This window comes from Bacillus sp. D48C, assembly GCF_053345735.1.
This window is the reverse complement of record NZ_JBKFAQ010000002.1, coordinates 297,503-323,087: the sequence shown is the minus strand read 5'-3', so window position 1 is coordinate 323,087 and position 25,585 is coordinate 297,503. Positions and strand designations below refer to the sequence as shown.

Annotated in this window: 18 protein-coding genes, 1 pseudogene and 3 other annotated features; of the genes and pseudogenes, 15 read left to right on the top strand and 4 right to left on the bottom strand. The window is 34.5% G+C overall.

Going from position 1 to position 25,585, the window contains the following annotated elements; all coding sequences use genetic code 11:
• Positions 1-22: 22 nt before the first annotated feature.
• The gene (locus ACLBXA_RS06780) at positions 23-553 is read left to right on the top strand and encodes a cysteine hydrolase family protein (RefSeq protein WP_000709528.1); all 531 of its coding nucleotides are present in this window, start codon (positions 23-25) and stop codon (positions 551-553) included.
• Between the two features lie 149 nt (positions 554-702).
• Here the strand turns inward: ACLBXA_RS06780 and ACLBXA_RS06775 are convergent, their stop codons facing one another.
• Complete coding sequence (locus ACLBXA_RS06775) at positions 703-1,140, bottom strand: YndM family protein (protein WP_000997702.1); 438 nt, start codon at positions 1,138-1,140, stop codon at positions 703-705.
• Positions 1,141-1,321: 181 nt separating this feature from the next.
• On the opposite strand from ACLBXA_RS06775, the gene ACLBXA_RS06770 reads away from it, so the two are divergent.
• The 11 genes from ACLBXA_RS06770 (at position 1,322) to ACLBXA_RS06720 (ending at position 21,597) form a co-directional block, all read left to right on the top strand.
• On the top strand, positions 1,322-4,804 hold the full coding sequence (locus tag ACLBXA_RS06770) for a DUF4020 domain-containing protein (protein WP_000265189.1): 3,483 nt from the start codon (positions 1,322-1,324) through the stop codon (positions 4,802-4,804).
• A 108-nt stretch (positions 4,805-4,912) separates the two neighbouring features.
• Positions 4,913-5,148 (top strand) — a binding site (T-box leader).
• 54 nt (positions 5,149-5,202) lie between these two features.
• Positions 5,203-5,439: a binding site (T-box leader), on the top strand.
• Between the two features lie 194 nt (positions 5,440-5,633).
• Positions 5,634-6,710: a bifunctional 3-deoxy-7-phosphoheptulonate synthase/chorismate mutase gene (locus ACLBXA_RS06765; protein WP_001273573.1), complete on the top strand. Its 1,077-nt coding sequence runs from the start codon at positions 5,634-5,636 to the stop codon at positions 6,708-6,710.
• A 9-nt stretch (positions 6,711-6,719) separates the two neighbouring features.
• Positions 6,720-6,939: a binding site (T-box leader), on the top strand.
• 53 nt (positions 6,940-6,992) lie between these two features.
• On the top strand, positions 6,993-8,165 hold the full coding sequence (gene aroC / locus ACLBXA_RS06760) for a chorismate synthase (RefSeq protein ID WP_001269426.1): 1,173 nt from the start codon (positions 6,993-6,995) through the stop codon (positions 8,163-8,165).
• Positions 8,166-8,183: 18 nt separating this feature from the next.
• The gene (hisC, locus tag ACLBXA_RS06755) at positions 8,184-9,284 is read left to right on the top strand and encodes a histidinol-phosphate transaminase (RefSeq protein WP_001197269.1); all 1,101 of its coding nucleotides are present in this window, start codon (positions 8,184-8,186) and stop codon (positions 9,282-9,284) included.
• A complete protein-coding gene (gene tyrA, locus ACLBXA_RS06750) occupies positions 9,277-10,377 on the top strand; it encodes a prephenate dehydrogenase (protein ID WP_001228126.1) in 1,101 nt (366 codons plus the stop codon). The genes hisC and tyrA overlap by 8 nt, the downstream gene beginning before the upstream one ends.
• Before the next feature lie 17 nt (positions 10,378-10,394).
• Complete coding sequence (gene aroA, locus ACLBXA_RS06745) at positions 10,395-11,684, top strand: 3-phosphoshikimate 1-carboxyvinyltransferase (protein WP_151616702.1); 1,290 nt, start codon at positions 10,395-10,397, stop codon at positions 11,682-11,684.
• Positions 11,685-11,809: 125 nt separating this feature from the next.
• Positions 11,810-12,967 carry a GNAT family N-acetyltransferase gene (locus tag ACLBXA_RS06740; protein ID WP_017763306.1) on the top strand — a complete coding sequence of 386 codons (1,158 nt, stop codon included), beginning with the start codon at positions 11,810-11,812 and terminating at the stop codon, positions 12,965-12,967.
• Positions 12,968-13,238: 271 nt separating this feature from the next.
• Positions 13,239-13,805 carry a TetR/AcrR family transcriptional regulator gene (locus tag ACLBXA_RS06735; protein WP_001107289.1) on the top strand — a complete coding sequence of 189 codons (567 nt, stop codon included), beginning with the start codon at positions 13,239-13,241 and terminating at the stop codon, positions 13,803-13,805.
• Positions 13,806-14,050: 245 nt separating this feature from the next.
• A complete protein-coding gene (locus ACLBXA_RS06730; protein WP_044782814.1) occupies positions 14,051-17,167 on the top strand; it encodes an MMPL family transporter in 3,117 nt (1,038 codons plus the stop codon).
• Between the two features lie 312 nt (positions 17,168-17,479).
• Positions 17,480-19,105 carry an ABC-F family ATP-binding cassette domain-containing protein gene (locus tag ACLBXA_RS06725; RefSeq protein ID WP_016077543.1) on the top strand — a complete coding sequence of 542 codons (1,626 nt, stop codon included), beginning with the start codon at positions 17,480-17,482 and terminating at the stop codon, positions 19,103-19,105.
• A 518-nt stretch (positions 19,106-19,623) separates the two neighbouring features.
• Positions 19,624-21,597 (top strand): LTA synthase family protein, encoded by a 1,974-nt coding sequence (locus ACLBXA_RS06720; protein WP_000808776.1) that lies wholly within the window; start codon positions 19,624-19,626, stop codon positions 21,595-21,597.
• Positions 21,598-21,652: 55 nt separating this feature from the next.
• On the opposite strand, the gene ACLBXA_RS06715 is transcribed toward ACLBXA_RS06720, so the two are convergent.
• Together ACLBXA_RS06715 and ACLBXA_RS06710 are read right to left on the bottom strand one after the other, a co-directional pair.
• Positions 21,653-22,324, bottom strand: coding sequence for a TerC family protein (locus ACLBXA_RS06715; protein ID WP_000346946.1), 672 nt, complete (start codon positions 22,322-22,324; stop codon positions 21,653-21,655).
• Between the two features lie 181 nt (positions 22,325-22,505).
• Entirely contained in the window at positions 22,506-22,730 is a 225-nt protein-coding gene (locus ACLBXA_RS06710) for a hypothetical protein (protein WP_000288051.1), read from the bottom strand.
• Positions 22,731-22,772: 42 nt separating this feature from the next.
• On the opposite strand from ACLBXA_RS06710, the pseudogene ACLBXA_RS06705 reads away from it, so the two are divergent.
• Positions 22,773-23,234: pseudogene (locus ACLBXA_RS06705) on the top strand (TetR/AcrR family transcriptional regulator); the annotation flags it as partial.
• A 154-nt stretch (positions 23,235-23,388) separates the two neighbouring features.
• On the top strand, positions 23,389-23,814 hold the full coding sequence (locus ACLBXA_RS06700) for a WapI family immunity protein (protein ID WP_001010973.1): 426 nt from the start codon (positions 23,389-23,391) through the stop codon (positions 23,812-23,814).
• 41 nt (positions 23,815-23,855) lie between these two features.
• Here the strand turns inward: ACLBXA_RS06700 and ACLBXA_RS06695 are convergent, their stop codons facing one another.
• Positions 23,856-24,683, bottom strand: coding sequence for a peptidoglycan-N-acetylglucosamine deacetylase (locus ACLBXA_RS06695; RefSeq protein ID WP_000551449.1), 828 nt, complete (start codon positions 24,681-24,683; stop codon positions 23,856-23,858).
• Between the two features lie 217 nt (positions 24,684-24,900).
• On the opposite strand from ACLBXA_RS06695, the gene ACLBXA_RS06690 reads away from it, so the two are divergent.
• Positions 24,901-25,131: a hypothetical protein gene (locus ACLBXA_RS06690; RefSeq protein WP_001106986.1), complete on the top strand. Its 231-nt coding sequence runs from the start codon at positions 24,901-24,903 to the stop codon at positions 25,129-25,131.
• Positions 25,132-25,585 lie beyond the last annotated feature (454 nt).

Sequence of the window (25,585 nt, the reverse complement as noted above, 5' to 3'; positions counted from 1 at the left end):
TAAACGAAGGGAGCTGTGCGAAATGAAAAAAGCGTTAATCGTAATTGATGTGCAAGCGGGTATGTATACAGCTGGAATGCCAGTACATAATGGGGAAAAGTTTTTACAAACATTGCAAGAGCTTATTGGGGAATGTCGTTCAAATGATATCCCAATTATTTATGTCCAACATAACGGTCCTAAAGACCATCCGTTAGAAAAAGGTACGGATGGGTGGCGAATCCATGCGGCAATCGCTCCGCAAGAAGGAGATAATATTGTTGAAAAGACGACGCCAGATTCATTCCATAAGACAAACTTAAGCGAAGTGTTACAAGAGAAAGGAATTGAACACGTTATTCTTTCGGGAATGCAATCAGAGTATTGTGTAGATACGACAACGCGCAGAGCATGTAGTGAAGGATATAAAGTAACGTTAGTGAGTGATGCGCATAGTACATTTAATACAGAAGTGTTACGTGCTGAAGATATTGTGCAACATCATAACGCAGTATTGGGAGCGTTTGCGGATGTTGTTGCATTAAAAGACTTGAAAGTGGCTGCCTCTAAATAAGAGGTAGTTTTTTTATTAGAAAAAAGCGTCAAATATTGTCGGTAAGTCGATATTTTGAAATAATCGTTTATATAATTTTACGTACCATAATGAAAATATACAAAAAAGAAGCACCACATAATTAAAAAGGGTGCTCCTGCATTAAAATGTTACTTCTTCTTGTCTTTATCCAATATATTTTGTTCTTCAGCAAACTCCGTACCATATGCAAAGCGGCGATTAATACGAATGTTATCATTGTTGTGCCTTGTATGAGAGTTTGAGAAGCGATGAACGATTACTTCAGATAAAGTGAAGACGATGGCAGAAAGGATACTGCCCCATGCAATTTGCATATAGTTGTCTAATAAAATATTACCGAAAATCCATACGCTTAAATATGTTAATAAGAAATCCGACATAATGGCACCAGTATTGCCAATTCGATTTAAAATAATTTTATCAACGAACATGTAGGATACGATTGTAACAAAGAGACTGAATGAAATAATTTGAACAAACGTTGCAGGGAAAAATAAAGCAAGCCCAATGCTAAATGCGATAATGCACGATATAAACTTGATAAGCACTACTGTGAAATCATTCAAAATTCACACCTCCGATTTATACATAGTTTTTCAATAAATTCTGGAGTTCATACATTGTAACGGATTTATTTACGTAAAACTTTTTCATGTTCGGAATTTAGTCTAAATATTATAAAAACAACGGAAAAATGTTATAGTAAAATGAGAGTGTATGACATTTTTAGGTAAGGGGGAATCCAGGATGTGGATTACTTCAGAAGTAGAAATTCCAGATGAGTTAATCGATCACCTTGAGCAAGGAAAGTTAGTGTTATTTGTTGGAGCGGGAGTTTCTATGAAAGGGAAATCAAACTTACCGAATTTTGATGATTTAGTTGATGCAATTGCAAAAACGTTATATGTCGAAAAACGTGAAATAACAGAACCACATGATTATTATCTTGGTAAAATTGCAAAAACAAAAGATGTACATCAAGTTGCAAGAGATCTTGTTCATATAGAGAAATCAAAACCGAATCCATTGCATTTTGCAATTCCAAGGTTATTTCCTTTAGATACAGATATCCGCATTGTAACAACAAATTTTGATCAACATTTTACAACTGCAATTAAGGAAATAAATAGAGATATCAATGTTTATTATGCTCCAGCTTTACCGACTGGGAGAGCATTTAAAGGTCTTGCTTATATACATGGTAATGTAGAACAGGAGAAAGAGGCTTTAATTTTAACAGACGGTGATTTTGGAAGGGCTTACTTAACCGAAGGGTGGGCGAGAAGATTTTTAGTCGATCTATTCTCGAATTACACCGTTTTATTCGTTGGATATAGTCATAATGACCCAGTAATGAAATATTTAGCAACTGGTTTACCACCAAGTACAAGACGATTTGCTTTTGTCGCACAAGGGGAAAATACGTACCACTGGGAACATTTAGGGATAAGACCAATTGTGTATCCGAATAAAGTGAATAATCATCAATCCCTCGTAAAAGCGGTAAAACGCTGGGCGGAATTAATGGGCGATAATTATATTACGAAAAGAATGCGTATTCGGGATATTGTAACGGTTCCCCCGTCAGTAGAACAGGAACAATTATCATACATAAAGCAATCAATTAAAAAAATTGAAACAGTTCGTTACTTTGTGGAATTTGCTCATGATTATGAATGGGTCGAATGGTTAGAAGCAGAAGGTAAATTACAAAATTTGTTTATGCTTACGCCAAACTATAATGAAGTAGATGAATTACTTGCAGAATGGTTAGTGGAACAATTTCTTTTTAGTCATCAGAAAGAATTATTTCAATTAATTTATAAAAACTATTCTAAAATATCACCGTTATTATGGAGAACGATTTGTAACTACTTAAACGAAACGAAGAGTAAGATGGATCCGTTGTTGTTTGCAAGATGGACACTCTTTTTATTAGAAACAGCTGAAAAAGATAGTAGCTCTATAGAAAAGATTTCTAAGTTACTGCAAAAATGTTCTTTTCCTGAGCATAAGGAAATTGCCTTATTGTTACTAACTTTTATTTTAGATGGAAAACTGAAGTTGAAACGTGTAAGAAAATGGGGAAATGATACGCAAGAATCAATAGAACTCGAGGAATCGAGTCGCTTACCAGTATCTACATTTTCTCATGTGGAGCAAATTTGGAACGAAAAGATGAGGCCATATATCACCCATTATGCTGTTCCAATTATGATGATCGGATTAGAAAAATTGAGAATGTTGTCGTTAAGACAAACGGCACTGAAAAAAAGAAATAAGGAAGATGTAGAAAAAGATTTTCATCAAAATGATCTTGCATTTTTAATACAAATTGTAAAAGAGTGTCTAACTTATTTATGTGAAAACAATGAGAAAAAAGCGGATTATTATATTACAGAAATGATAGAAGCAAATAGTGTACTTCAAAAGCGAATTGCAATTGACGCGATGAATAAAAATATTTTTGTTCGTGTAGATGACAAAATGAAATGGTTGTTACATGAAGGACTTCTTTTAGATTTCACTTATAAACACGAAGTTTTTCAACTTTTAAAAAGGCATTATGCACATTGTTTAGAAGAAACAAAAGAAGAAGTCACTCGAACTGTAATAAAGCATCTTACAGAAGAGAGGGTATTTGATGCATGTCTCGTATTAGACTTATTATTCAAGTGTGATTCAAATAGTCCATCTACGGCAAATGGGTATGAGTTAATGAAGCAAAAGCATCCTCATTTTCATTCTGAACGATACAGTGTACAAAAGAAAGAGGATACAGCGCAAAGCATTACTTGTAATGTAACAGCTGACGGATTATTGCAGCTGAAAGATGTTGAAATTATGAAGCAAGTTCGGCAATTTTCGCAAGATGGTGTTTTTGAACAACGCCATTTTTTAGAGATGTTATCAAAAGCATGTAAATTGAATACAGAGTGGAGTATTTCATTCGCATATCAATTAGTAGGAGTGCAAGAAATAAGTAATGAAGTATGGTTTGTTTGTATTAGAGAATGGCGAAATAACCGAGGATTGACAAATGATCAAATCCAAAAAATTATTCCGCTATTGCAGAAATTTGTTAGAAATACTGCTTATCATTGGTTAATTAGTAGTTTTCTATATGAAATTAGTAATCGACTAGAAGAGTTAGAAGAGAATAGTATACGTGTTGTAAAACGCTTTGCTTTTTCAGTGTTTCCTCAAGTTATGAAGAGTGATACGGATTTTAAGCTTGGAAAACAAGATTTTTACAATGAATCAATTCAGCATCCTGTTGGGAAAATGACGGCTGTATTATTAAAGTTGTTATCATATGATCATTTATACGATCGTAATGTATATGAATATTTATTTTTATTTGAAGAACAAGTAAGAGTTAATTTGGAACGAACAAACTTTATGTTTGCTCGTTTAATAGCAGATATTACATTTCTATATCATATTGAAAAGCAATGGTGCCGAAAATATTTGTTACCATACTTAGATTTAAAAAAACAAAATGAAATTACGGAATATGCATGGGCTGGTTTATGTTACACGCAAATAAATTTACCTTTATTTACAGAAATGAAGCGTTTTATTAAGTATGCGATAGAACATTTGGAAGTATTACATCCGCATACGAGGGAAGCTTTCTTGAAGTGGCTTAGCTTTGTATTTATTAAATGTGTACTATATTGGGAGCAAAAAACAGAGTGGTTATACCCTTTACTCATACTAGAAAATGAAGAAAATAAAATTAAATTTATGCAGTTTTTATGCTATTACGTCAAAACATTAAGCGTAAAAGAACAACAAAAATTTTGGACAGCTTGGCTCAGTGTATTTTTACGAGAACGACCAAAAATGGGTGAGATAACTGCGAGAGAATATGTAATGCTTTTACGTATTATCTTATACATGGATGAAATATTAGAAAAAGGATTATGTATTATGTCTCGTGCATTTTCAAGTGTACATGGTAAATGTACAGGTGAGGAAATGAAGCAGTTATTGATTGAAATGCTTCATAAAAAAGAAAGTATGAAAGCGCATAAAGAAATGTTTGCAAATGTGTTTTTTATTTTACTACAAACATGTCACGAAGCCGTTTTATTTGAAAAAGAAATCATACAAATAAAAGAATTATTAGTTCAGTATGAAGTAGAGGAATATGTTTTACATTTACTAGAAAATGAAATAATTCGCATAGGAATTGTAATGGGTGATTTACAAAAAGAATTATAGGATGAAAGTGGAATTTTAAAAAAATATATAAAAAGTTGTTGACAGTGTTTTAAAAAGCGTTCTATAATACGAATCATACTTATTCAATTTCAAAAACATTTGAATAAACAAAGTGCAATGAAGAGATCACAGTAGTGGTTAGTCTTACTGTAACAGAGAGCTGGTGGTTGGTGTGAACCAGTACAGGGATAATCATGAATTACAGTCTTGGAGCATCTTTTTCGTAATAAAGATAGTTTGTCTTTATGAGGAAAAAGCGGTCAATTGATCGTTAACAGTGAAGAGAGGTAGACGGAAAGTTAGTCTACAACTAGGGTGGTACCGCGATAAATATCGTCCCTACTGATTTATTCAGTAGGGACTTTTTGTATTTTAGTGGTCCAACTTGAAAATAAAATAGTCATGCATTGAAAGGAAAAGCAGTAGTTGTTGTTTCCCTGTAACAGAGAGCTGGTGGTTGGTGCGAACCAGTACAAAAACAAGAGCGAATTACAGTCCTGGAGCATCTTTTTCGTAGTAAAGATAGTATTTGTCTTTATGAAGGGAAAGACGGTCAGATGATCGTTAACAATGAAGAGAGGTAGACGAAAGAAGTCTACAACTAGGGTGGTACCGCGATAAATATCGTCCCTACTGATTGCATCAGTAGGGCTTTTTTGTACAAAAAAGTGGGTTTTTAACTAGTAGTTCATGTCTTTGTACGAATTATTAGTTTAAAATAAGAAGAGGTATCGATTCCACTATAAATTTGTATAATTAACCAGTTCAGAAAATAGAGAATCTTTTATTCTCTTACTATACTTTTAAAACATTAGAGGAGGATTTCCAAATGGCAAATCATGAATTAGATCAATTACGTAAACAGGTAGATGAAATTAACTTACAACTATTACACCTTTTAAACAAACGTGGTGAAATTGTTCAAAAAATTGGAGAGCAAAAGCAAGTACAAGGTACGAAACGCTTTGATCCAGTACGTGAGCGTGAAGTACTTGATATGATCGCAGAGCATAACGAAGGACCATTCGAAACATCAACTGTTCAACATATTTTCAAAACGATTTTCAAAGCAAGCTTAGAGTTACAAGAAGATGATAACCGCAAAGCGTTACTAGTATCACGTAAAAAGAAACAAGAAAATACAATCGTTGATGTAAAAGGTGAATTGATTGGAAACGGAGCACAAACGTTCATCATGGGACCTTGTGCAGTAGAAAGCTTAGAGCAAGTTCGTCAAGTAGGGCAAGCGATGAAAGATCAAGGCTTAAAATTAATGCGCGGCGGTGCATTCAAACCGAGAACATCTCCATACGATTTCCAAGGTTTAGGAGTAGAAGGACTTCAAATTTTACGTCAAGTAGCAGACGAGTTCGACTTAGCAATTATTAGTGAAATTTTAAATCCGAACGATGTTGAAATGGCATTAGACTATGTCGATGTAATTCAAGTTGGTGCACGTAACATGCAAAACTTCGATTTATTACGTGCTGTAGGTAAAGTTAACAAACCAGTATTATTAAAACGTGGATTAGCAGCAACAATTGATGAGTTCATTAACGCAGCGGAATACATCATTGCGCAAGGCAACGATCAAATTATTCTTTGTGAGCGTGGTATTCGCACATACGAAAGAGCAACACGTAACACATTAGACATTTCTGCAGTACCAATTTTAAAGAAAGAAACACATTTACCAGTTATCGTTGATGTAACACATTCAACTGGACGCAGAGATTTATTATTACCAACAGCGAAAGCGGCACTTGCAATTGGCGCAGATGCAGTAATGGCTGAAGTGCATCCAGATCCAGCAGTTGCATTATCAGATTCTGCACAACAAATGGACATTCCAGAATTCCATAGATTCATGGATGAGTTAAAAGGTTTCAAAAATAAATTATCTTAATTCCATATCATATATGCATTGAAGAGGAAACAGTAGTGCTTATCTCACTGTTAAAGAGAGCTGATGGTCGGTGTGAATCAGTACAAAGGTAAGCATGAATTACAGCCTTGGAGCATCTTTCCCGACAACTTATGGAGGGGAAGACGGTCAAACGATCGTTAAAGAAGAAGAGAGGTAGACGACATTTGTCTACAACTAGGGTGGTACCGCGATAAACATCGTCCCTACTGAGCGCTCAGTAGGGACTTTTTTGTACAAAAAAATAGTAAAGGGGCAAGAGAAATGAGATACATTACAGCTGGAGAATCACATGGACCGCAGTTAACAGTTATTTTAGAAGGTGTACCAGCAGGTTTGACACTTACGGCGGAACATATTAATAAAGAATTATTAAGAAGACAAAAAGGTCATGGACGCGGAAGACGCATGCAAATTGAAACAGATACAGTTGAAATTGTAAGTGGTGTTCGTCACGGGATGACACTTGGATCACCGATTACGTTAATCGTAAAAAATGATGATTTCAAACATTGGACGAAAGTAATGGGTGCCGAGCCAATTTCGGAAAAAGAAAGTAAAGACATGAAACGTACAATTACAAAACCACGTCCCGGACATGCGGATTTAAATGGAGCAATTAAATATGGTCATCGTGATATAAGAAACGTATTAGAGCGCTCATCTGCAAGAGAAACGACAGTTCGTGTAGCTGCTGGTGCAGTTGCAAAACAAATTTTAAGCGAATTAGGCGTGGAAATTGCAGGACATGTTCTTGAAATTGGTGGAGTAAAAGCAAAACATATTTCAAACTTATCAATTGAAGAAATTCAAACAATTACTGAAAACTCACCAGTTCGATGTTTAGATAAAGAAGTAGAGCAAGAAATGATGAATGCGATTGACAACGCAAAAAGTAGTGGAGATTCAATCGGTGGCATCGTGGAAGTCATTGCAGAAGGTATGCCAATTGGCGTTGGTAGTTACGTTCATTACGATCGTAAATTAGATGCAAAACTTGCTGGTGCAATTATGAGTATAAATGCATTTAAAGGTGCTGAAATTGGCGTAGGTTTTGAAGCGGCACGACAACCTGGAAGCAAAGTGCATGATGAAATTCTGTGGGATAAAGAAAAAGGATACACGAGAAAAACGAATAATGCCGGCGGTTTAGAAGGCGGTATGACAACAGGTATGCCAATTGTCGTAAGAGGCGTTATGAAGCCAATTCCTACTTTATACAAACCGTTAGCAAGCGTTGATATTGATACGAAAGAAGAATTCCAAGCGAGTATTGAAAGATCTGATAGTTGCGCAGTACCAGCAGCGGGTGTAGTAGCTGAATCTGTTGTGGCATGGGAACTTGCAGATGCACTAGTCGAACAATTCGGAAAAGATCGTATGGAATTATTAAAACAAAACATTATGCAACACAATAACTACGCAAAAGAATTTTAATAAAAAGGTGGGTTTAACGTGCAAGTAAAGGATCAACTATCATCATTACAACCATATAAACCAGGTAAATCACCAGAACAAATGAAAGAAGTGTACGGAGATCATTCGTTTGTGAAATTAGCATCGAATGAAAATCCATTCGGTTGTTCACCGAGAGTTTTAGAAGAGTTGCAAAAATCTTGGTTGGAACATTCTTTATATCCTGACGGAGGTGCTACAACGCTCCGTCAAACAATCGCAGATAAGTTGCATGTGCAAATGGAACAAGTACTTTGTGGTAGTGGTTTAGATGAAATCATTCAAATAATAAGCCGCGCCGTATTACGAGCGGGAGATAACATTGTAACAGCAGGTGCAACATTCCCGCAGTACCGTCATCATGCGATTATTGAAGGCTGTGAAGTGAAAGAAATTCCTTTAAATAAAGGTGTATACGATTTAGACGAAATTTCGTCAGCGGTAAATAATAATACGAAAATCGTATGGATTTGTAATCCGAACAACCCGACGGGCACATATGTGAATGAGCAAAAATTAACTCAATTTATTGAAGGCATTAGTGAAAATACGTTAATTGTCATTGATGAAGCGTACTATGAATACGTAACAGCAAAAGACTTCCCTGAGACATTATCGCTTTTAGAAAAACATAAAAACATTCTTGTACTTAGAACGTTTTCTAAAGCATACGGATTAGCTTCTTTCCGCGTTGGATATGCGATCGGACAGGAAGAGCTAATTGAGAAATTAAATGTTGTACGTTTACCATTTAACGTATCTTCATTAGCGCAAAAAGCAGCTACAATTGCTTTTAGTGATGACGAGTTTATTAAAGAAATAGTTCGCGTGAATACAGAAGGATTACAGCAATACGAGAGTTTCTGTAAGGAAAACGGTATACCATTTTATTCGTCACAAACTAATTTCATCTTCTTACCGGTAGATAATGCTGGAGAGATTTATGAAGCTTGCGCACATGCAGGGTTTATTATTCGTCCATTCCCAAATGGTGTCCGTATTACAGTTGGAACAAGGGAGCAAAATGAAGGAGTGATTTCAGTGTTAAAACAACACTTTGAAAATAAAAAAAGTAAGTCTCGAGATGAGGCAAATGCGTAAAAAGGTAGTATTAATTGGAACAGGTTTAATAGGAGGCTCTCTCGCATTAGCAATTAAGAAAGAGCACGATGTAATGATAACAGGTTATGATATATTTAAAGAGCAAGTAGAGCGTGCAAAAGAATTACACGTAGTAGATGAAATAGCAGTTGATTTACAACATGCATGTGAAGAGGCACATTTAATTGTTTTTGCTTCTCCAGTTGAAGAAACGAAGAAGTTATTACACAAACTTGCGTCATTCCGTTTACGAGAAGATGTTATAGTGACTGATGTTGGTAGTACAAAAGGGTCTATTATGAACGAAGCGGAAGCTTTATTTTCAAAGGAAGTTTCTTTCATTGGGGGACATCCGATGGCGGGTTCTCATAAAACGGGAGTTGAAAGCGCAAAGGCGCATTTATTTGAAAATGCATTTTACATTTTAACACCGATGAATCATGTACCAAATGAACAAGTGGAAGACCTTAAAGTATGGTTAAAAGGAACAGGATCACATTTTCTTGTTTTAAATACAGAAGAACATGATTATGTAACAGGGATCGTTAGTCATTTCCCGCATCTTATCGCAGCAGGTTTAGTAAAGCAAGTTGAGAAGCATGCAGGAGATAATCCGCTCATTCATCAGCTAGCTGCTGGAGGTTTCAAAGATATTACACGTATCGCATCTAGTAGTCCGAAAATGTGGAGTGATATTGTAAAGCAAAATCGAGAGCATTTAATGGTATTATTAAAAGAGTGGATCTCTGAAATGGAAGGTTTATATAAGACAGTTTCTACTGGAGATGCAGGCGAGATTCAAAACTATTTTGCAGATGCGAAAGAATACCGTGATTCTTTACCAGTAAGAAAGAGTGGTGCAATTCCTGCTTATCACGACTTATACGTTGATGTATTAGATAAGGTGGGGGCATTGGCTCATATTACGAGTATTTTAGCGCGCGAGGAAATTAGTATTACGAACTTGCAAATATTAGAAGCGCGTGAAGGACTGCTTGGGGTATTACGTATTAGCTTCCAAAGGGAAGAAGATCGTATGAAAGCAAAGCTAGCGCTTGGAGAAGAAGAATACCAAACTTATGAAACAATTTAAATGAGAAGGTGAAAAACGTGAAAGAAAGAACAATACAACCTGTTAATAACGGATTGAATGGCAATATTACAATCCCAGGTGATAAATCCATTTCACACCGTGCTGTTATGTTCGGTTCGATTGCAGAAGGGAAAACAACAATTAAAGGTTTCTTGTCCGGTGCAGACTGTTTAAGTACTATTTCATGTTTTAAAGAAATGGGAGTAGAAATTACGCAAAACGGTGATGAAGTTACTGTAGTTGGTAAAGGATTAGAAGGTTTACAAGAACCGAAAGCTGTATTAGATGTTGGTAATTCTGGTACAACAATTCGATTAATGTCAGGTATATTAGCTAACACACCATTTTTCTCTTGCGTACAAGGTGATGAATCTATCGCAAAAAGACCGATGAAGCGTGTAACAAACCCATTAAAACAAATGGGTGCAAACATTGACGGCAGAGAAGAAGGAACATTTACACCGCTAACAATACGTGGTGGAGATTTAAAAGCAATTGAATATATTTCTCCTGTTGCAAGTGCACAAGTAAAGTCAGCTATTTTACTTGCAGGGCTTCGCGCAGAAGGTGTAACAGCTGTTACAGAACCACATATTTCCCGCGATCATACGGAAAGAATGCTTGAAGCATTTGGTGTTAAAGTAACTCGAGAAGGAAAGACAGTGAAGCTGTCAGGTGGACAAAAATTAACAGCAACAGACATTCAAGTGCCAGGTGACGTATCATCAGCAGCATTTTTCTTAGTAGCAGGTGCAATCATCCCAAATAGTAAACTAATATTACAAAATGTAGGAATGAATCCAACTCGTACAGGTATTATTGATGTTTTAGAGAAAATGGGTGCTACATTTACTATAGAGCCGATTAACGAAGGCGCATCAGAACCAGCTGCAAACATTACGATTGAAACATCTTCATTAAAAGGAATTGAAATTGGTGGGGATATTATTCCAAGACTAATCGATGAAATTCCAGTTATCGCTTTAGCGGCAACACAAGCAGAAGGTATTACAGTTATTAGAGATGCACACGAATTAAAAGTAAAAGAAACAAATCGTATTGATACAGTCGTTGCGGAGTTAACGAAACTAGGAGCTTGCATAGAAGCAACTGATGACGGCATGATCATTTACGGAAAATCAGCTTTAAAAGGCAATACAGTAAATAGTTACGGTGATCACCGCATCGGAATGATGCTTGCGATTGCTGGCTGCCTGGCAGAAGGGAAAATAATTATTGAAGATGCAGAAGCAGTAGGTGTATCATATCCTACATTCTTTGATGAACTTCAAAAGTTAGCTAAATAATAAAGATGGAAAGCAGATACGTGATGTATCTGCTTTTTTTGTTAAAACGTCCTTGTAATTTCACTTACCGAACTATAATAGTGAGAATTGTGATACAATTCAAACAGAGAATGGAGGAGAATTATATGAATGTCATGCAATTAAAAGAAGATAAGTTCAGAGAAGCATTACGTTTATCAGAATACGCTTTTCAATATAAAGTAGATGAGGAACGATTACAGCAGCAACTTACAAAGATGAAGGAAAGTCATGAAATATACGGCATTATGGAAGGGGAAGACTTAGCAGCAAAACTACATCTTATTCCGTTTCATATTTACATAGGTAAAGAAAAATTTAAAATGGGTGGCGTTGCAGGAGTAGCGACGTATCCAGAGTACAGAAGAAGTGGGTATGTAAAAGAGCTACTTCAACATTCACTTCAAATAATGAAAAAAGATGGATATACAGTCTCTATGTTACATCCATTTGCTGTTTCATTTTACCGTAAATACGGCTGGGAACTTTGTGCGAATTTAGTCACATGTCATATGACTAAGAGCGATTTAGTGATGAAAAAACAAGTAAATGGCACAGTGAAACGTTTCAATAAAGAAAATCATCCAGAAGAAGTCGAGAAGCTCTATGAAGTATTTGCAGAACGTTTTTCAGGTATGTTAGTTCGAGAGAAGAACTGGTGGTTACAAGCAGTTTATGATGATTTAACATTAGCGATTTACTATGATGAAAATAAAAAGGCAGCAGGTTACATGTTATACAAAATAGAAAACTATAAAATGACAGTAGAAGAATTTGTACCACTGCATAATGAAGCACGAAATGGTCTGTGGAACTTTATTTGCCAGCATGATTCTATGATTAAAGAACTTGAAATGACAGTAAGTGAAAACGAACCGTTGCTATATTCATTGCAAGAGCCACGCGTGAAGACAGAAATAAAACCATATTTTATGGGAAGAATTGTAGATGTAGAGCAGTTCTTAAAACAATATGAGTTGAGCTGGAACAATGTACAGCAAGAAGTGATCCTACACATTACAGACGCATTTGCTCCGTGGAATAACGTAACAGTGAGACTTGCAAATCATGAAATAACAATTGTAGAAGAAACAACGGAAAAAGGAATAAAACTGGATATTAATGCACTATCGGCAATAATGTTTGGTTATAAACGCCCATTAGAACTAAATGAACTTGAATTAATTAGTGGAAGTGACGAGGCAATACGGTCAATTGAGAATCTAGTACCAGTGCGTAAGCCATTTATTTATGATTTCTTTTAATTTGTATGTATGAAGGTGGGCTATCCTAAGTGGAATTTCGGGATAGCTTCCTCTTATATTGTGAATTTTTGTCGGTAAGTCAATATATCATGAAAATCGCTGATATAATTAGAGTTGCGCCAATATATCCAGAAAGTCGCTCGTATAATTACATTCACAAATAAGGGATAAAAAATCACAGCTATACTTTGTCACGCACTTGACTTTTAATTCATGTAATTTATAATTAAAAACGGAATGAATTTTCATTCCTGGAAATTGAGGTGGAAAAATGGCTAAAAACAAACAAGAGGATATTTTTGATGCTGCAATACAACTTTTTGCAGAACGAGGTTATGATGGTACAACAATTCCGATGATTGCTGAAAAAGCAAAAGTAGGCGCAGGTACGATCTACCGTTATTTTGAAAATAAAGAAGCGCTTGTTAATTCTTTATTTACGAAAAGTGTTTTACAACTATCAGAATTAATAAAAAATGATTTCCCGGTCGATGCAAATATTCGTGAACAGTTTAGCCATACATACAACCGTTTATTTGAATTTGCGAGACAAAATGCAGATGCTTTTCTTTTTACAAATTCTCACTGTGATAGTTATTTTCTAGATGAACATAGCAATGAAATATTCGAGGACTTCATGGGTTTCTTCATGAACTTGATTGAAGATGGAATCGAAAAAGGTTTGCTTCGTCCATTACCACCAATTGCTTTAATTATTATTGTATATCAACCAATTGAAAAATTAATTAAAGTAATGGAAACAGGGCAGTTAGAATATACAGATGATTTGGTAAAGGAATTGGAAGAAAGTTGTTGGAATGCTATTAGAATCATTTGATTCTATAGCGTTATAAGGACAGGAATGAACATTCATTCCGAGAAAGGTATGAAAAAGAATAACAGGAGATGATAAATCTTTACAACTAAAGGAATGAATATTCATTCCGTATTACCTAGTTTAATAAAGTTAATGAATAAATTAATAGAATGATAGGAATGAACGTTCATTCCGGAAAGTGTTTTCAAAAGATTAGGAATGAATATTCATTCCACATGTGAATTTTATAATGGGAGATGATTCAAATGAGCAAGTTAAAAAGTTGGAGAAGTTTATCTTTTCTATTATGGATAGTTATTACTATTACAATGGTCGTAACGATGCCTAATATGGATAAATTAGTGAAGGAAAAAGGGAAAATTACAATCCCTAATACAGAACAAAGCAGCATTGCTGACAAGATGATAAAAGAGATGGATAAAGAAGGGGTTGAAAAGTATGAAATTATAGCCGTTTTTAATAGTGGCAATAAGGCAGCTTTAACAGATGAACAAAAGAAGGAAATAACAAAAACAATCAACGCCCTGCAAAATGAAAAAGAGCAATTAGGAATTAAGGAAGTTGTTTCATATTTAGATAATAAAGACTTGGAAAAACAATTAGTTTCTAAAGATAATACGACTATTTTAACGCAAATATCGATAGATAAAAAACATGGTGAAATATCAAAGGTTTCAAATAATCTTCATGAAAAAGTGCAAACGAAAGGGGTAAAAACGTATTTAACAGGAAGTGACTTAATAGCGGGTGATTTTCTTAAATCCTCTCAAGAGGGAGTGAAAAAGACAGAAGTTATTTCAATCATTTTCATTCTTGTAGTATTAATCCTCGTATTCCGTTCACCAGTTGTTCCGATTGTTTCTCTTCTTACAGTCGGTGTGTCGTATTTAGTTTCAATGGGGATTATTGCTCAGCTTGTGGATCAATTTAATTTCCCATTTTCAAACTTTACACAAGTGTTCGTAGTCGTCGTCCTCTTTGGAGTAGGAACAGATTATAACATTTTATTATATACGAGGTTTAAAGAAGAATTAAGTAAACAAGAAAATGCATTTTTGGCCACGAAAGAAACATTTAAATCGGCAGGTAAAACCGTATTATATAGCGGTATAGCGGTGCTAATTGGTTTTGCATCACTTGCGTTAGCGAGTTTTAAATTATATCAATCTACTTCAGCGGTAGCAATTGGTGTTTTAGTATTACTACTCGTATTAACGACTTTAAATCCGTTTTTTATGGTGCTTTTAGGAAAAGGAATGTTTTATCCAGTTAAAACATTTAAAGGTCATGAGGATAGTCGCTTATGGGGATTCTTTGCGAAAAATTCAGTAGCAAGGCCATTTATCGCTTTAATCATCGTATTCGTAATATCGATTCCTTTCGTATTAAAATACTCTACTACACTGAATTACAATGATTTATTTGAAGTGGATAATAAGTATGAATCAAAGATGGGTATTAACGTAATAGAAGATCATTTTCCGCCTGGTTTCTCTTCACCGAGTACATTAGTCATTCAATCTGATAAAAAGCTGGATGAAGGAACTTCTCTACAAATTTTAGATGAATTAACTGATAAAATTTCGAAAGTTAAAGGTGTGTCAGAAGTATATGCACCAACACGTCCAACTGGTGAGAAGATAAAAGAATTATATTTAAATAAGCAAGCGGGAGAATTGAATACAGGATTAGGAGATGCCGATGGTGGCATAAAGGAAATTAATGATGGATTAACGGATGCGAAAAATAAAATGGGAAGTAATGATTCAAATAGTCTTGCGAATGTTCAAAAATTAATTGATGGAACGAACGAGGCGAAAAATGGGGTATCAGCATTAGGAACAGCTTTACATCAATTATCCAGCGGCATAAACGGAGGTGCACAAGGAGCGCAGCAAATTGAGAGTGGGTTAACTTCAGTAAATAAAAATATAAATGTCCTATCCAATGCAACGTCACAGCTTCATAATGGTTATGCACAGTTAGAAAAAGGTTTAAGTTCTTACGATCAATACTTCGGAAGTATTGATCAAGCGATTGACGGTGCGAAAAAAGGATATGAACAAATTGAAATGTTAATAACCAATTTCGTTCAAACGAAACCAGAATTAGCGAATGATCCAAACATACAACAAACGATAGGGATTGCTAAAGAGGCACAAAAAAAATTAAGCGTACTTTCAAATGAATTAAATCAATTAGCAACCCAGCACAAAACGGCGATGAGTTCATTTAAAGAAGCGAATCAATCGTTATGGAAAGTGGATAATGGCTTAAAAGAAATGGGCATTGGAGTTAATAAGTTACAAAAGGGAGCAGCGGATCTTAAAAATGGATTAAATGAAGGTACTGCAGGTTCAAAACAAATTGCAAATAAATCAGTTGAGTTACAATCTGGATTAACGAAAATAAACGATGGACAAGGACAACTTTTAACGGGCCTTAAAGACCTGCAAGAAAAGATGGGGCAATTACAATCCGGTTTATCTAAAAGTACAGAAGGGCTTGGAAAAGTAAGTAATGGCCTGCATGACGCACAGAAATATTTAGGGGAGCTCAATGAGTCGAAAAGCTCTGAGAAGTTTTATATTCCAAAAGAAGTGCTAGAGGGAGAAGATTTCCAAAAAGCATTGAACACGTACATGTCACAGGATAGAAAAATTGCTAAAATGACCATCATTTTAGATGTAAATCCGTATTCCAAAGAAGCGATGCCAATTATTCAAGAAATTAATAAAACAATCGATGGCACTGTAAAGGGAACGGAATTACATGATGCGAAAACAGCGATCGGCGGAACAACATCTAGAAACGTTGATTTAAAAGAAGTAACAGGGCAAGATTTTTTACGTACAGCTACAATTATGTTAATTGGAATTGCCATTGTATTAATCGTAATTACACGCTCACTACTAAACACAATATTTATTATTGGCTCATTACTATTAGCGTACTTCGCATCACTTGGTATAAGCGAACAAATTAGTGCACATGTATTACATGTAGATACATTAAGTTGGAATGTTCCATTCTTTAGCTTCATTATGATTGTCGCTTTAGGAGTGGATTATAGTATTTTCGTAATGATGCGCTATAACGAGATCGAAGGGGATTCGGTAACAAAAATTGTAACTGCATCTCGTCATATAGGAGGAGTTGTATTATCGGCGGCGCTAATTTTAGTAGGGACGTTTGCAGCATTAATTCCATCAGGTGTGTTAACACTTATACAAGTTGCATCAGTTGTTGGCGTTGCACTATTACTATTAGCTTTAATCGTGATGCCGATATTGTTACCTGCTTTAATGGGGTTAACGAGTAAATTGAAGAGTTATAAAGAAAAAATAATAAATACGAAATAAGTGAAGACTGTAGGGGATGATTTCTCTACAGTTTTTCTATATATAAAATCTTAAATGGAAAATGAATCCAATGTATTACACAACGAGAAGTGAATGGTAACATGAGAAAGAGGTCGATGATATACATACCATAGCTAAGGGAATGGATAAAAACTATCCGATTTCATTGTAGAAAGGTAATCAACCGTTGCTATTCATCCAGCTTCTACTATATAATAGCTATAGTCTACAATAATTGAGTCGTAATATGCGATTTTTTAAGACAATCGGTGAGAAAACGCTGAAATAAGCGGTATTAGTAGGAGGACACAAATGATTACAGTAAGTAACGTTAGTTTGCGTTTCGCGGATCGCAAATTATTTGAAGATGTTAACATAAAATTCACGCCAGGTAACTGCTACGGTTTAATCGGAGCAAACGGTGCTGGTAAATCAACATTTCTAAAGATTTTATCTGGAGAAATTGAACCATCAACAGGTGACATACATATTACGCCAGGTGAGCGTCTAGCAGTATTAAAACAGAACCACTTCGAATATGAAGAGTTCCCAGTATTAGAAACAGTAATTATGGGTCACACGCAACTTTACAAAGTAATGCAAGAGAAAAATGCTATTTACATGAAAGAAGACTTTAGTGATGAAGATGGAATGCGTGCTGCAGAACTTGAAGGTGAGTTCGCTGAGCTTAACGGTTGGGAAGCTGAGTCAGAAGCTGCAATCCTTCTAAAAGGTCTTGGTATTGGTGAAGATCTTCACGACAAAAAATTATCAGAATTGACTGGTGCAGAGAAAGTGAAAGTATTACTTGCTCAAGCATTATTCGGTAAACCTGACATTCTATTACTAGATGAGCCTACCAACCACTTGGACTTAAAAGCGATTCAATGGTTAGAAAACTTCTTAATGAACTTTGAAAATACAGTAATCGTTGTATCCCATGACCGTCACTTCTTAAATAAAGTATGTACGCACATGGCTGATCTTGATTTCGGTAAAATTCAACTTTATGTTGGTAACTATGACTTCTGGTATGAGTCAAGCCAGTTAGCTTTAAAATTAACACAAGATGCTAATAAGAAAAAAGAAGAGAAAGTAAAAGAGTTACAAAACTTCATTGCACGCTTTAGCTCAAACGCATCTAAAGCGAAACAAGCAACTTCTCGTAAAAAATTATTAGATAAAATTACATTAGATGATATTAGACCATCATCACGTCGTTACCCATTCGTTGGCTTCACACCTGAGCGTGAAATAGGAAATGACTTATTAACTGTTGAAGGTCTTTCTAAAACAATTGATGGCGAAAAAGTGTTAGATAATGTGTACTTCACTTTAAATAAAGGTGATAAAGTTGCATTTATCGGTCGTAACGATATTGCGATGACAACATTATTTAAAATCCTTATGGGTGAAATGGAGCCAGATAGCGGTTCATTCAAATGGGGTGTTACAACATCTCAATCTTACTTCCCAAGAGATAACTCTAAGTACTTTGAGAACAATGACTACAACTTAGTTGATTGGTTACGCCAATTCTCTCCACAAGATGAGTCAGAAAGCTTCTTACGTGGTTTCTTAGGCCGTATGTTATTCTCAGGTGAAGAAGTTAAGAAGAACGTTTCTGTATTATCTGGAGGCGAAAAAGTTCGTTGTATGTTATCTAAAATGATGTTAAGTGGTGCGAACGTAATCACACTTGACGATCCAACGAACCACTTAGACCTTGAGTCTATCACTGCATTAAACAATGGTTTAATTGCTTTCAAAGGTACAATGTTATTCACATCTCATGACCATCAGTTCGTACAAACAATTGCAAACCGCATTATCGAAGTAACGCCAAACGGTGTAATCGATAAAGAAGCAACTTACGATGAGTACTTAGAAAATGAAGAACTTCAAAAACAAGTAGATGCAATGTACAAAGGTCAATAATATATAATGAAAAAACTCGCTCTTTTTAGAGCGAGTTTTTTTGTCGAGAAAACATAACACCATTGGTGGGGGCAAATGAATAATTATTCAAATATAATATTAGTGAACATGAGGATTTTTCATGTATGGAAGAGATGTAATGACTTTAAGATTTAGTTGAAGCAGGAGAATGTAAGGTGAGCAATATAATTAAATAACATTATTTTGTCATGTGAAATATGTACCAAAATTGGAGATAGAATAGTTTGCGAATGAGTTTATAAAGGTATATAGTATGGGATGTCATAATTAGTGGATGAATCTTGGGAGAAAACAGGAAATGTTACAAATTTATTTTATTAAATAGAAACCAAGGTCAAAATGTTTAAAAAGAAATAGTTGAATAAATACAAGCTTCAAATTATAATTACTAATATTCTTCATATAGTTAAATAAAAAAATCTATTTGAAGAAGAAAAATCGAATAGAGAGACAGACTTATAAAAAATAAGCCTTGGATGATCAAAAGAGGTGGAGAAATGAAACAGTTCTTATTAAAGAGCAAAAGTGTGTTAAGCAATCATTTTGGATTCTTTCTGTTTGCCGTTATTTTATTGTGGCTCAAAACGTATGCAGCCTATGTAACGGAATTTAATTTAGGAATTTCAAACACAATCCAAAAATTCTTGCTGTTTTTTAACCCGCTTAGTTCAGCAGTTCTATTTTTAGGACTTGCATTATTTGCAAAAGGGAAGCGATCTTATATTTGGTTAATTGTTATCAACTTGTTATTGTCGATTCTTTTATATGCAAACGTAGTTTACTATCGCTTTTTCAGTGACTTTATTACGTTCCCAACATTAACACAAACGAATAACTTTGGAGATTTAGGTGGTAGTATTCTTGCGTTGCTACATCTTTATGATCCACTATACTTCTTAGACACGATTATATTAATTGTGTTAGTTGCAACAAAATTTGCAAATCCAAAACCAATTCGTGTTGCGAAGCATAAAGTATCTCTAGTATTTGTAGCAGGTATTTTATTATTCAGTGTTAATTTAGGTCTTGCAGAGTCTGACCGTCCTGAATTATTAACAAGAACGTTTGACCGTAATTATATTGTGAAATATTTAGGGGCATACAACTACACAATTTATGATGGAATTCAAAGTGCGAAAGCATCGACAGAACGAGCATTAGCTGATGGCGATAATATGACAGAAGTACGAAATTATTTAACATCAACTTATGCAAGTCCAAATCCTGAGTATTTCGGTAAAGGAAAGGGAATGAACGTAATTTATATTCATTTAGAGTCATTCCAAAACTTCTTAATTGATTACAAATTAAATGGTCAAGAAGTTACACCGTTCTTAAACTCATTTACAAAAGATGCGAATACGCTATACTTTGATAACTTCTTCCATCAAACAGGACAAGGGAAAACATCTGATGCGGAGTTTATGTTAGAGAATTCAATGTTTGGTTTACCGCAAGGTTCTGTCTTTACAACGAAATCTCATAATACGTATCAATCAGCACCAGCTATTTTAGGACAACAAGGATACACATCAGCAGTATTCCACGGTAACTACAAAACATTCTGGAACCGTGACGATATTTATAAATCATTTGGTTTTAATAAATTCTTTGATGCGTCATACTACGATATGAATGAAAAAGACGTAGTAAACTACGGATTAAAAGATAAACCGTTCTTTAATGAATCTATTCCGTTATTACAAACGTTGAAACAACCGTTCTATACGAAGTTTATTACGTTATCGAACCATTTCCCTTATCCAATTGATAAGGCAGAAGCAACGATTGAACCAGCAACAACAGGTGATTCATCAGTAGATACGTACTTTCAAACAGCACGCTATTTAGATGAATCTGTAAAAGGCTTCATCGATTACTTGAAACAATCTGGTTTATATGATAACTCAATTATCGTTATGTACGGAGACCATTACGGTATTTCAGATAATCATAACGCAGCAATGTCAAAAGTAATGGGTAAAGAAATGAACTCATTTGAAAATGCACAGTTACAACGTGTGCCTTTAATCGTTCGTGTACCAGGAGTGAAAGGTGGCGTACAACATCAATATGGCGGTGAAATTGACGTTCTTCCTACGTTATTACACTTACTAGGTACAGATACGAAAAACTATGTTCAATTCGGTTCAGATTTATTATCACCAGAGCATAAACAAGTCGTTGCGTTCCGTAACGGTAACTACGTAAGCCCAACTGTTACTGCACTAAACGGCAAATACTATGATACAACAACTGGAAAACCTGTAGAATTTACAGATGAAATAAAGAAAAATGAACAAATGGTTCAAAACTCACTAAAATACTCTGACCAAGTCGTAAATGGTGACTTATTACGATTCTACACACCGGAAGGATTCACTCCAGTAGATCGTTCGAAGTATAACTATAACAATCGTGATAAAAACAAAACGAAGGTAAAAACGACTCCGGAAGGGGAAGCTAAATAATAAAAGGCGCTATTCATATGAATAGCGCCTTTTATTTGTAAATATACCATCATTATTAGACAGAACTAGCTGTTGCTTTTTGTTTTGCTTTTCCGAAGAACACTACACCAACAATGATCATAATGATAAATGCCCATTTAATGAAAGGGTTACTTTCGAAAAATCCAGCGAACCATTTCTCATCTACAATCATTTTTGCAGCAGTATAAGCTAAAACCGCTGCTCCAATCGTAATGATGACAGGAAAACGATCTACCCATTTTAAAATCAATGTACTGCCCCATACGACTACAGGAATAGAAACTAATAGCCCGATGATTACTAAAGAAAAGTTACCATGCGCAGCTCCTGCAACAGCGAGTACATTATCAATACCCATTAACGCATCAGCAATGATAATGGTTTTAATAGCAGACCAAAATCCTTCTTCTGCCTTAATATCATGGTCTTTGCCTTCAGCAATTAATTTGTAAGCAATCCATATAAGAAGTACACCACCAATTAAAAGTAATCCTGGTATTTTTAATAACCAAACGACAACTAAAGTAGCAAGAGCTCTTATAGCAATTGCTCCAACGGTTCCCCAAATGATAACTTTCTTTTGTTGATCTTTCGGTAATCGTCTTGCTGCTAATCCAATTACAATGGCGTTATCTCCGGCTAACACTAAATCGATTACGATAATTGCTAATAAGGCAGACAAATATTCAGGTGAAAGAAAATCCATAAATATATCACTCCTTATAATTAATATGTACTTATAAGCTATTCCGTATTAAGAATTCTAAGGATTATTTATTAAAATACAATCTCTTCAAATAGTAATTAAGGATTATAATTATGGTGCATAAACACTTAAAAAGATGGATACGGTACAATTCTGGAACCATCTTTTAAGTGCTTAATTTTTAATTATCATTTTTTGTTTGAAGATTTACTTTCGTATCTTTGATTATTACTTTTTTAGGCGTGAAACATGCAATAATTAAAGCCACAATAGATAAGACTAACATAAATACGTACGCATCACTTGAGCTATAGATAGAAGATAAGTTTGTTACTTGCATAGCTGATATATTTCCATTCTCACTAGATAACTGTGAAATGTGTGAAGTGGATTGAATTGTATACACCGTGATAATAACTGCTGTTCCAATAGCACCTGCTAATTGGCGAATCCTACTATTTCAAGCTTAACGGTTCAGAAAATCGCAACAAAAGCAGGGTTAAATCGAACAACATTTTATTTGCATTATCAAGATATTCAAGATTTACTAGACCAAATCACTAGCGAAATTTTAAATGAGCATTCAAATAAAATTGTTGATTTAATACATGCAAAAGATTTATCAGAAAAACAAAAGCTAACACAATTGCTAGATTATTTATATATTCACCGAAATTTTTTATTTATATTATTTAAAATGAATCAATTTGAGGAGCAATTGTTTTTATTTTTAAAGCAATTAATAGAAACGAGAAGAGAGAATACGAAAAAGAATTTACCTGATGATTACGTTGCAGTTGATATTAAAACAGCCTCTTTGGTAGGGATTATCATGTGGTGGATAAGGAATGGACTTCACTTTAGTTCAGATTATATTGCAAATCAAATTTATTTAATGTATAAAGGATGATATGTTAAAATCAGTCATATGTATTAGTAAATAAAAATCATTATATCTAAGAGTTGAAATTAATGGGAGATAGAAAGTGTCTTACAAGTTAAGAAAGGCGTATAAATTTCAAATTTATAAAGTAAAAGTTTTATAGCAAGAAGAGGAGAAATTTATGAATTTTCAAAATAAAAAAATAGTATTACATTTAGAGGTGGTGAAATACCAATTTAAAGATGCAAAAGAGGAGTGTGATAGAAATTGGCTAATAGTAAAAGCGAAACTGTCAGAAGGAAATAAAGTTTTTGAAACGATGGATCCTTTTCTACAAACGTTCGACTTACAGCGTATGAAAAAATGGTTTCAATCATTACCGAATCCTACATATACCGAACTAGATTTCATAGAGCCTAATATAGCGTTTGAATTAATGGGGGAAAATGAAGATGAGTTTCAAATTGTAGTCCGATTATCTCAGGAACTTACCCCTTCATGGTGTAAGGAAGAGGAGTACGAATTTTCTATAAGTATTACACAAGAGGACAGAGAAAAGATTATTCTTTTTATTGAAGAGCAACAAAGAAATTTCCCAAAACGATAAAAAAGACTTGATAACCTACTAGAGGGAATCAAGTCTTTTCATTACATACGATTATCATGCCAGAAGTTTAATGGGAAGTGTTCGTTCTCATTATATGCTTCTAATTCATATCCTTTTTCTTTCAGTCCTTTAATAATTCCAGGTACTGCTTTTACCGATTGTGGATGAATATCATGCATAAGGATAACTTCTGTTGGATTTGTAGCACCATGTAGTACGTTCTCTACAATTTTAGCAGATGCAGCATCAACTTGCATTTTGTTATATTTCCAGTCTAAAGAATCAATTGTCCAATCCCAAACCTTTAAGCCATTTTCTACAACTTTGTTGCGAAGAGCTTCGTTTAATCCTGGCATTGATCCGTAAGATGGGCGAGTTAATACTGGTGATTTACCTAAAACACCAGCGATTAAGCCTTGATCTTCCTTCATTTCATCTACATAATGTCCTTCAGTGTAAAGTTTCTTGTAGTTATGAGTCATACTGTGCATCCCAACGTAGTGGCCTTCAGCATCTTCGCGTTTTACAAGATCAGGGAAAGCTTTTACGTTTGAACCAATTAGGAAGAATGTTGCTTTTGCATTTTCTTTCTTTAACATATCTAAAAGCTCAGCTGTGTATTTTCCGGGACCGTCATCAAATGTTAAGTAAGCGACTTTTCTAACTTGTCCGTTATAATGCTTTGGAGCCTCTTTCGGAGCAAGAGATGTTTGAATCTCACTTACAAGTTGAACAGATTTTGCTTCATCCTCTGTACTAGCTAAAGCAGTATGTACTGATCCTAAAGCGGCTTCGTATGTAAATAATACCCCCGCACAAACCAACATAGCCCTTTTTACCAAAGTTGTCATTCGAATTCCATTGTGCATAATTTTCCTTCTCTCTATAAAAGTTCTACTCTACTATATTAGCAATTATAGGTAGGGAAATGCAAAAAAACTTTTTTACAAGTGTAAAAAAGTTTGGCAAAAAGTATGCAAGATTTTAAAGGAATGTCATTTTGGAAGAAACATCACAAATGATTGGATAAATTGAATGGTGAATTGGAAACAATACAAGGGATATTAATTTTAGGAGGTGCTTTAATTGAATTATAAAAAAATGCTTTCAATATTAATGACAAGCATATTTACAGTAGGATTATTAATTGGCTGTAATCCAGCTCCAAAAGATGAAAAGGAGCCAGATCCAACGGAGGAACCTTCTGAACAAAGACAGGAGGAAAAAAATAATGAATTAAACAAAAAGGATGAGCAAGAACCAGATCCAACAGAAGAGCCATCTGAGGAACAAAAGAAGAAAAAAGAAAATGAGTAGTTGTAGTTTAATGAAATGTGTAGCATGATTTTGTAACAAAAAATACTTTTTAAAACATACAACCACTTTTCTTGCTTTATAAAAAAGTGGTTGTATAAAATTGTATATGAATTTAAACATTTCATGGATATGACTTTTGCTTTAAGGCTACTTTTTAATTCATGTAGTTTGTGATGTTTATTTCCCCTAAAATGAAGCTTGAAATCAATATTCATCTCTCGTTACAAACTCTTCAATCATCAAATTTAATTGATCCGATATTTCTATCAACAAACTTCTATATTAAATACCTCGTACAACATAATAGCACCTAATGCAGTAATTCCTTCATAAAGCATTATAATGATTTTTATTAAAATCTTTCCTTAATTTAAACCTAATATCCCCCTGATGTGTGTTAGTAAGTATTGTTGTGTTAAAATTTTGACAAAAACTATTAATTTATTCGTTTATT

Bases quoted from the DNA above. Each gene is read 5' to 3' on its own strand.
- ACLBXA_RS06700 (WP_001010973.1), top strand. From the start codon at position 23,389: ATGAATTTTCAAAATAAAAAAATAGTATTACATTTAGAGGTGGTGAAA.
- ACLBXA_RS06765 (WP_001273573.1), top strand. From the start codon at position 5,634: ATGGCAAATCATGAATTAGATCAATTACGTAAACAGGTAGATGAAATT.
- ACLBXA_RS06715 (WP_000346946.1), bottom strand. From the start codon at position 22,324: ATGGATTTTCTTTCACCTGAATATTTGTCTGCCTTATTAGCAATTATC.
- ACLBXA_RS06740 (WP_017763306.1), top strand. From the start codon at position 11,810: ATGAATGTCATGCAATTAAAAGAAGATAAGTTCAGAGAAGCATTACGT.
- ACLBXA_RS06735 (WP_001107289.1), top strand. From the start codon at position 13,239: ATGGCTAAAAACAAACAAGAGGATATTTTTGATGCTGCAATACAACTT.
- tyrA (WP_001228126.1), top strand. From the start codon at position 9,277: ATGCGTAAAAAGGTAGTATTAATTGGAACAGGTTTAATAGGAGGCTCT.
- ACLBXA_RS06720 (WP_000808776.1), top strand. From the start codon at position 19,624: ATGAAACAGTTCTTATTAAAGAGCAAAAGTGTGTTAAGCAATCATTTT.
- ACLBXA_RS06780 (WP_000709528.1), top strand. From the start codon at position 23: ATGAAAAAAGCGTTAATCGTAATTGATGTGCAAGCGGGTATGTATACA.
- ACLBXA_RS06695 (WP_000551449.1), bottom strand. From the start codon at position 24,683: ATGCACAATGGAATTCGAATGACAACTTTGGTAAAAAGGGCTATGTTG.
- aroC (WP_001269426.1), top strand. From the start codon at position 6,993: ATGAGATACATTACAGCTGGAGAATCACATGGACCGCAGTTAACAGTT.
- ACLBXA_RS06770 (WP_000265189.1), top strand. From the start codon at position 1,322: ATGTGGATTACTTCAGAAGTAGAAATTCCAGATGAGTTAATCGATCAC.
- ACLBXA_RS06725 (WP_016077543.1), top strand. From the start codon at position 17,480: ATGATTACAGTAAGTAACGTTAGTTTGCGTTTCGCGGATCGCAAATTA.
- ACLBXA_RS06730 (WP_044782814.1), top strand. From the start codon at position 14,051: ATGAGCAAGTTAAAAAGTTGGAGAAGTTTATCTTTTCTATTATGGATA.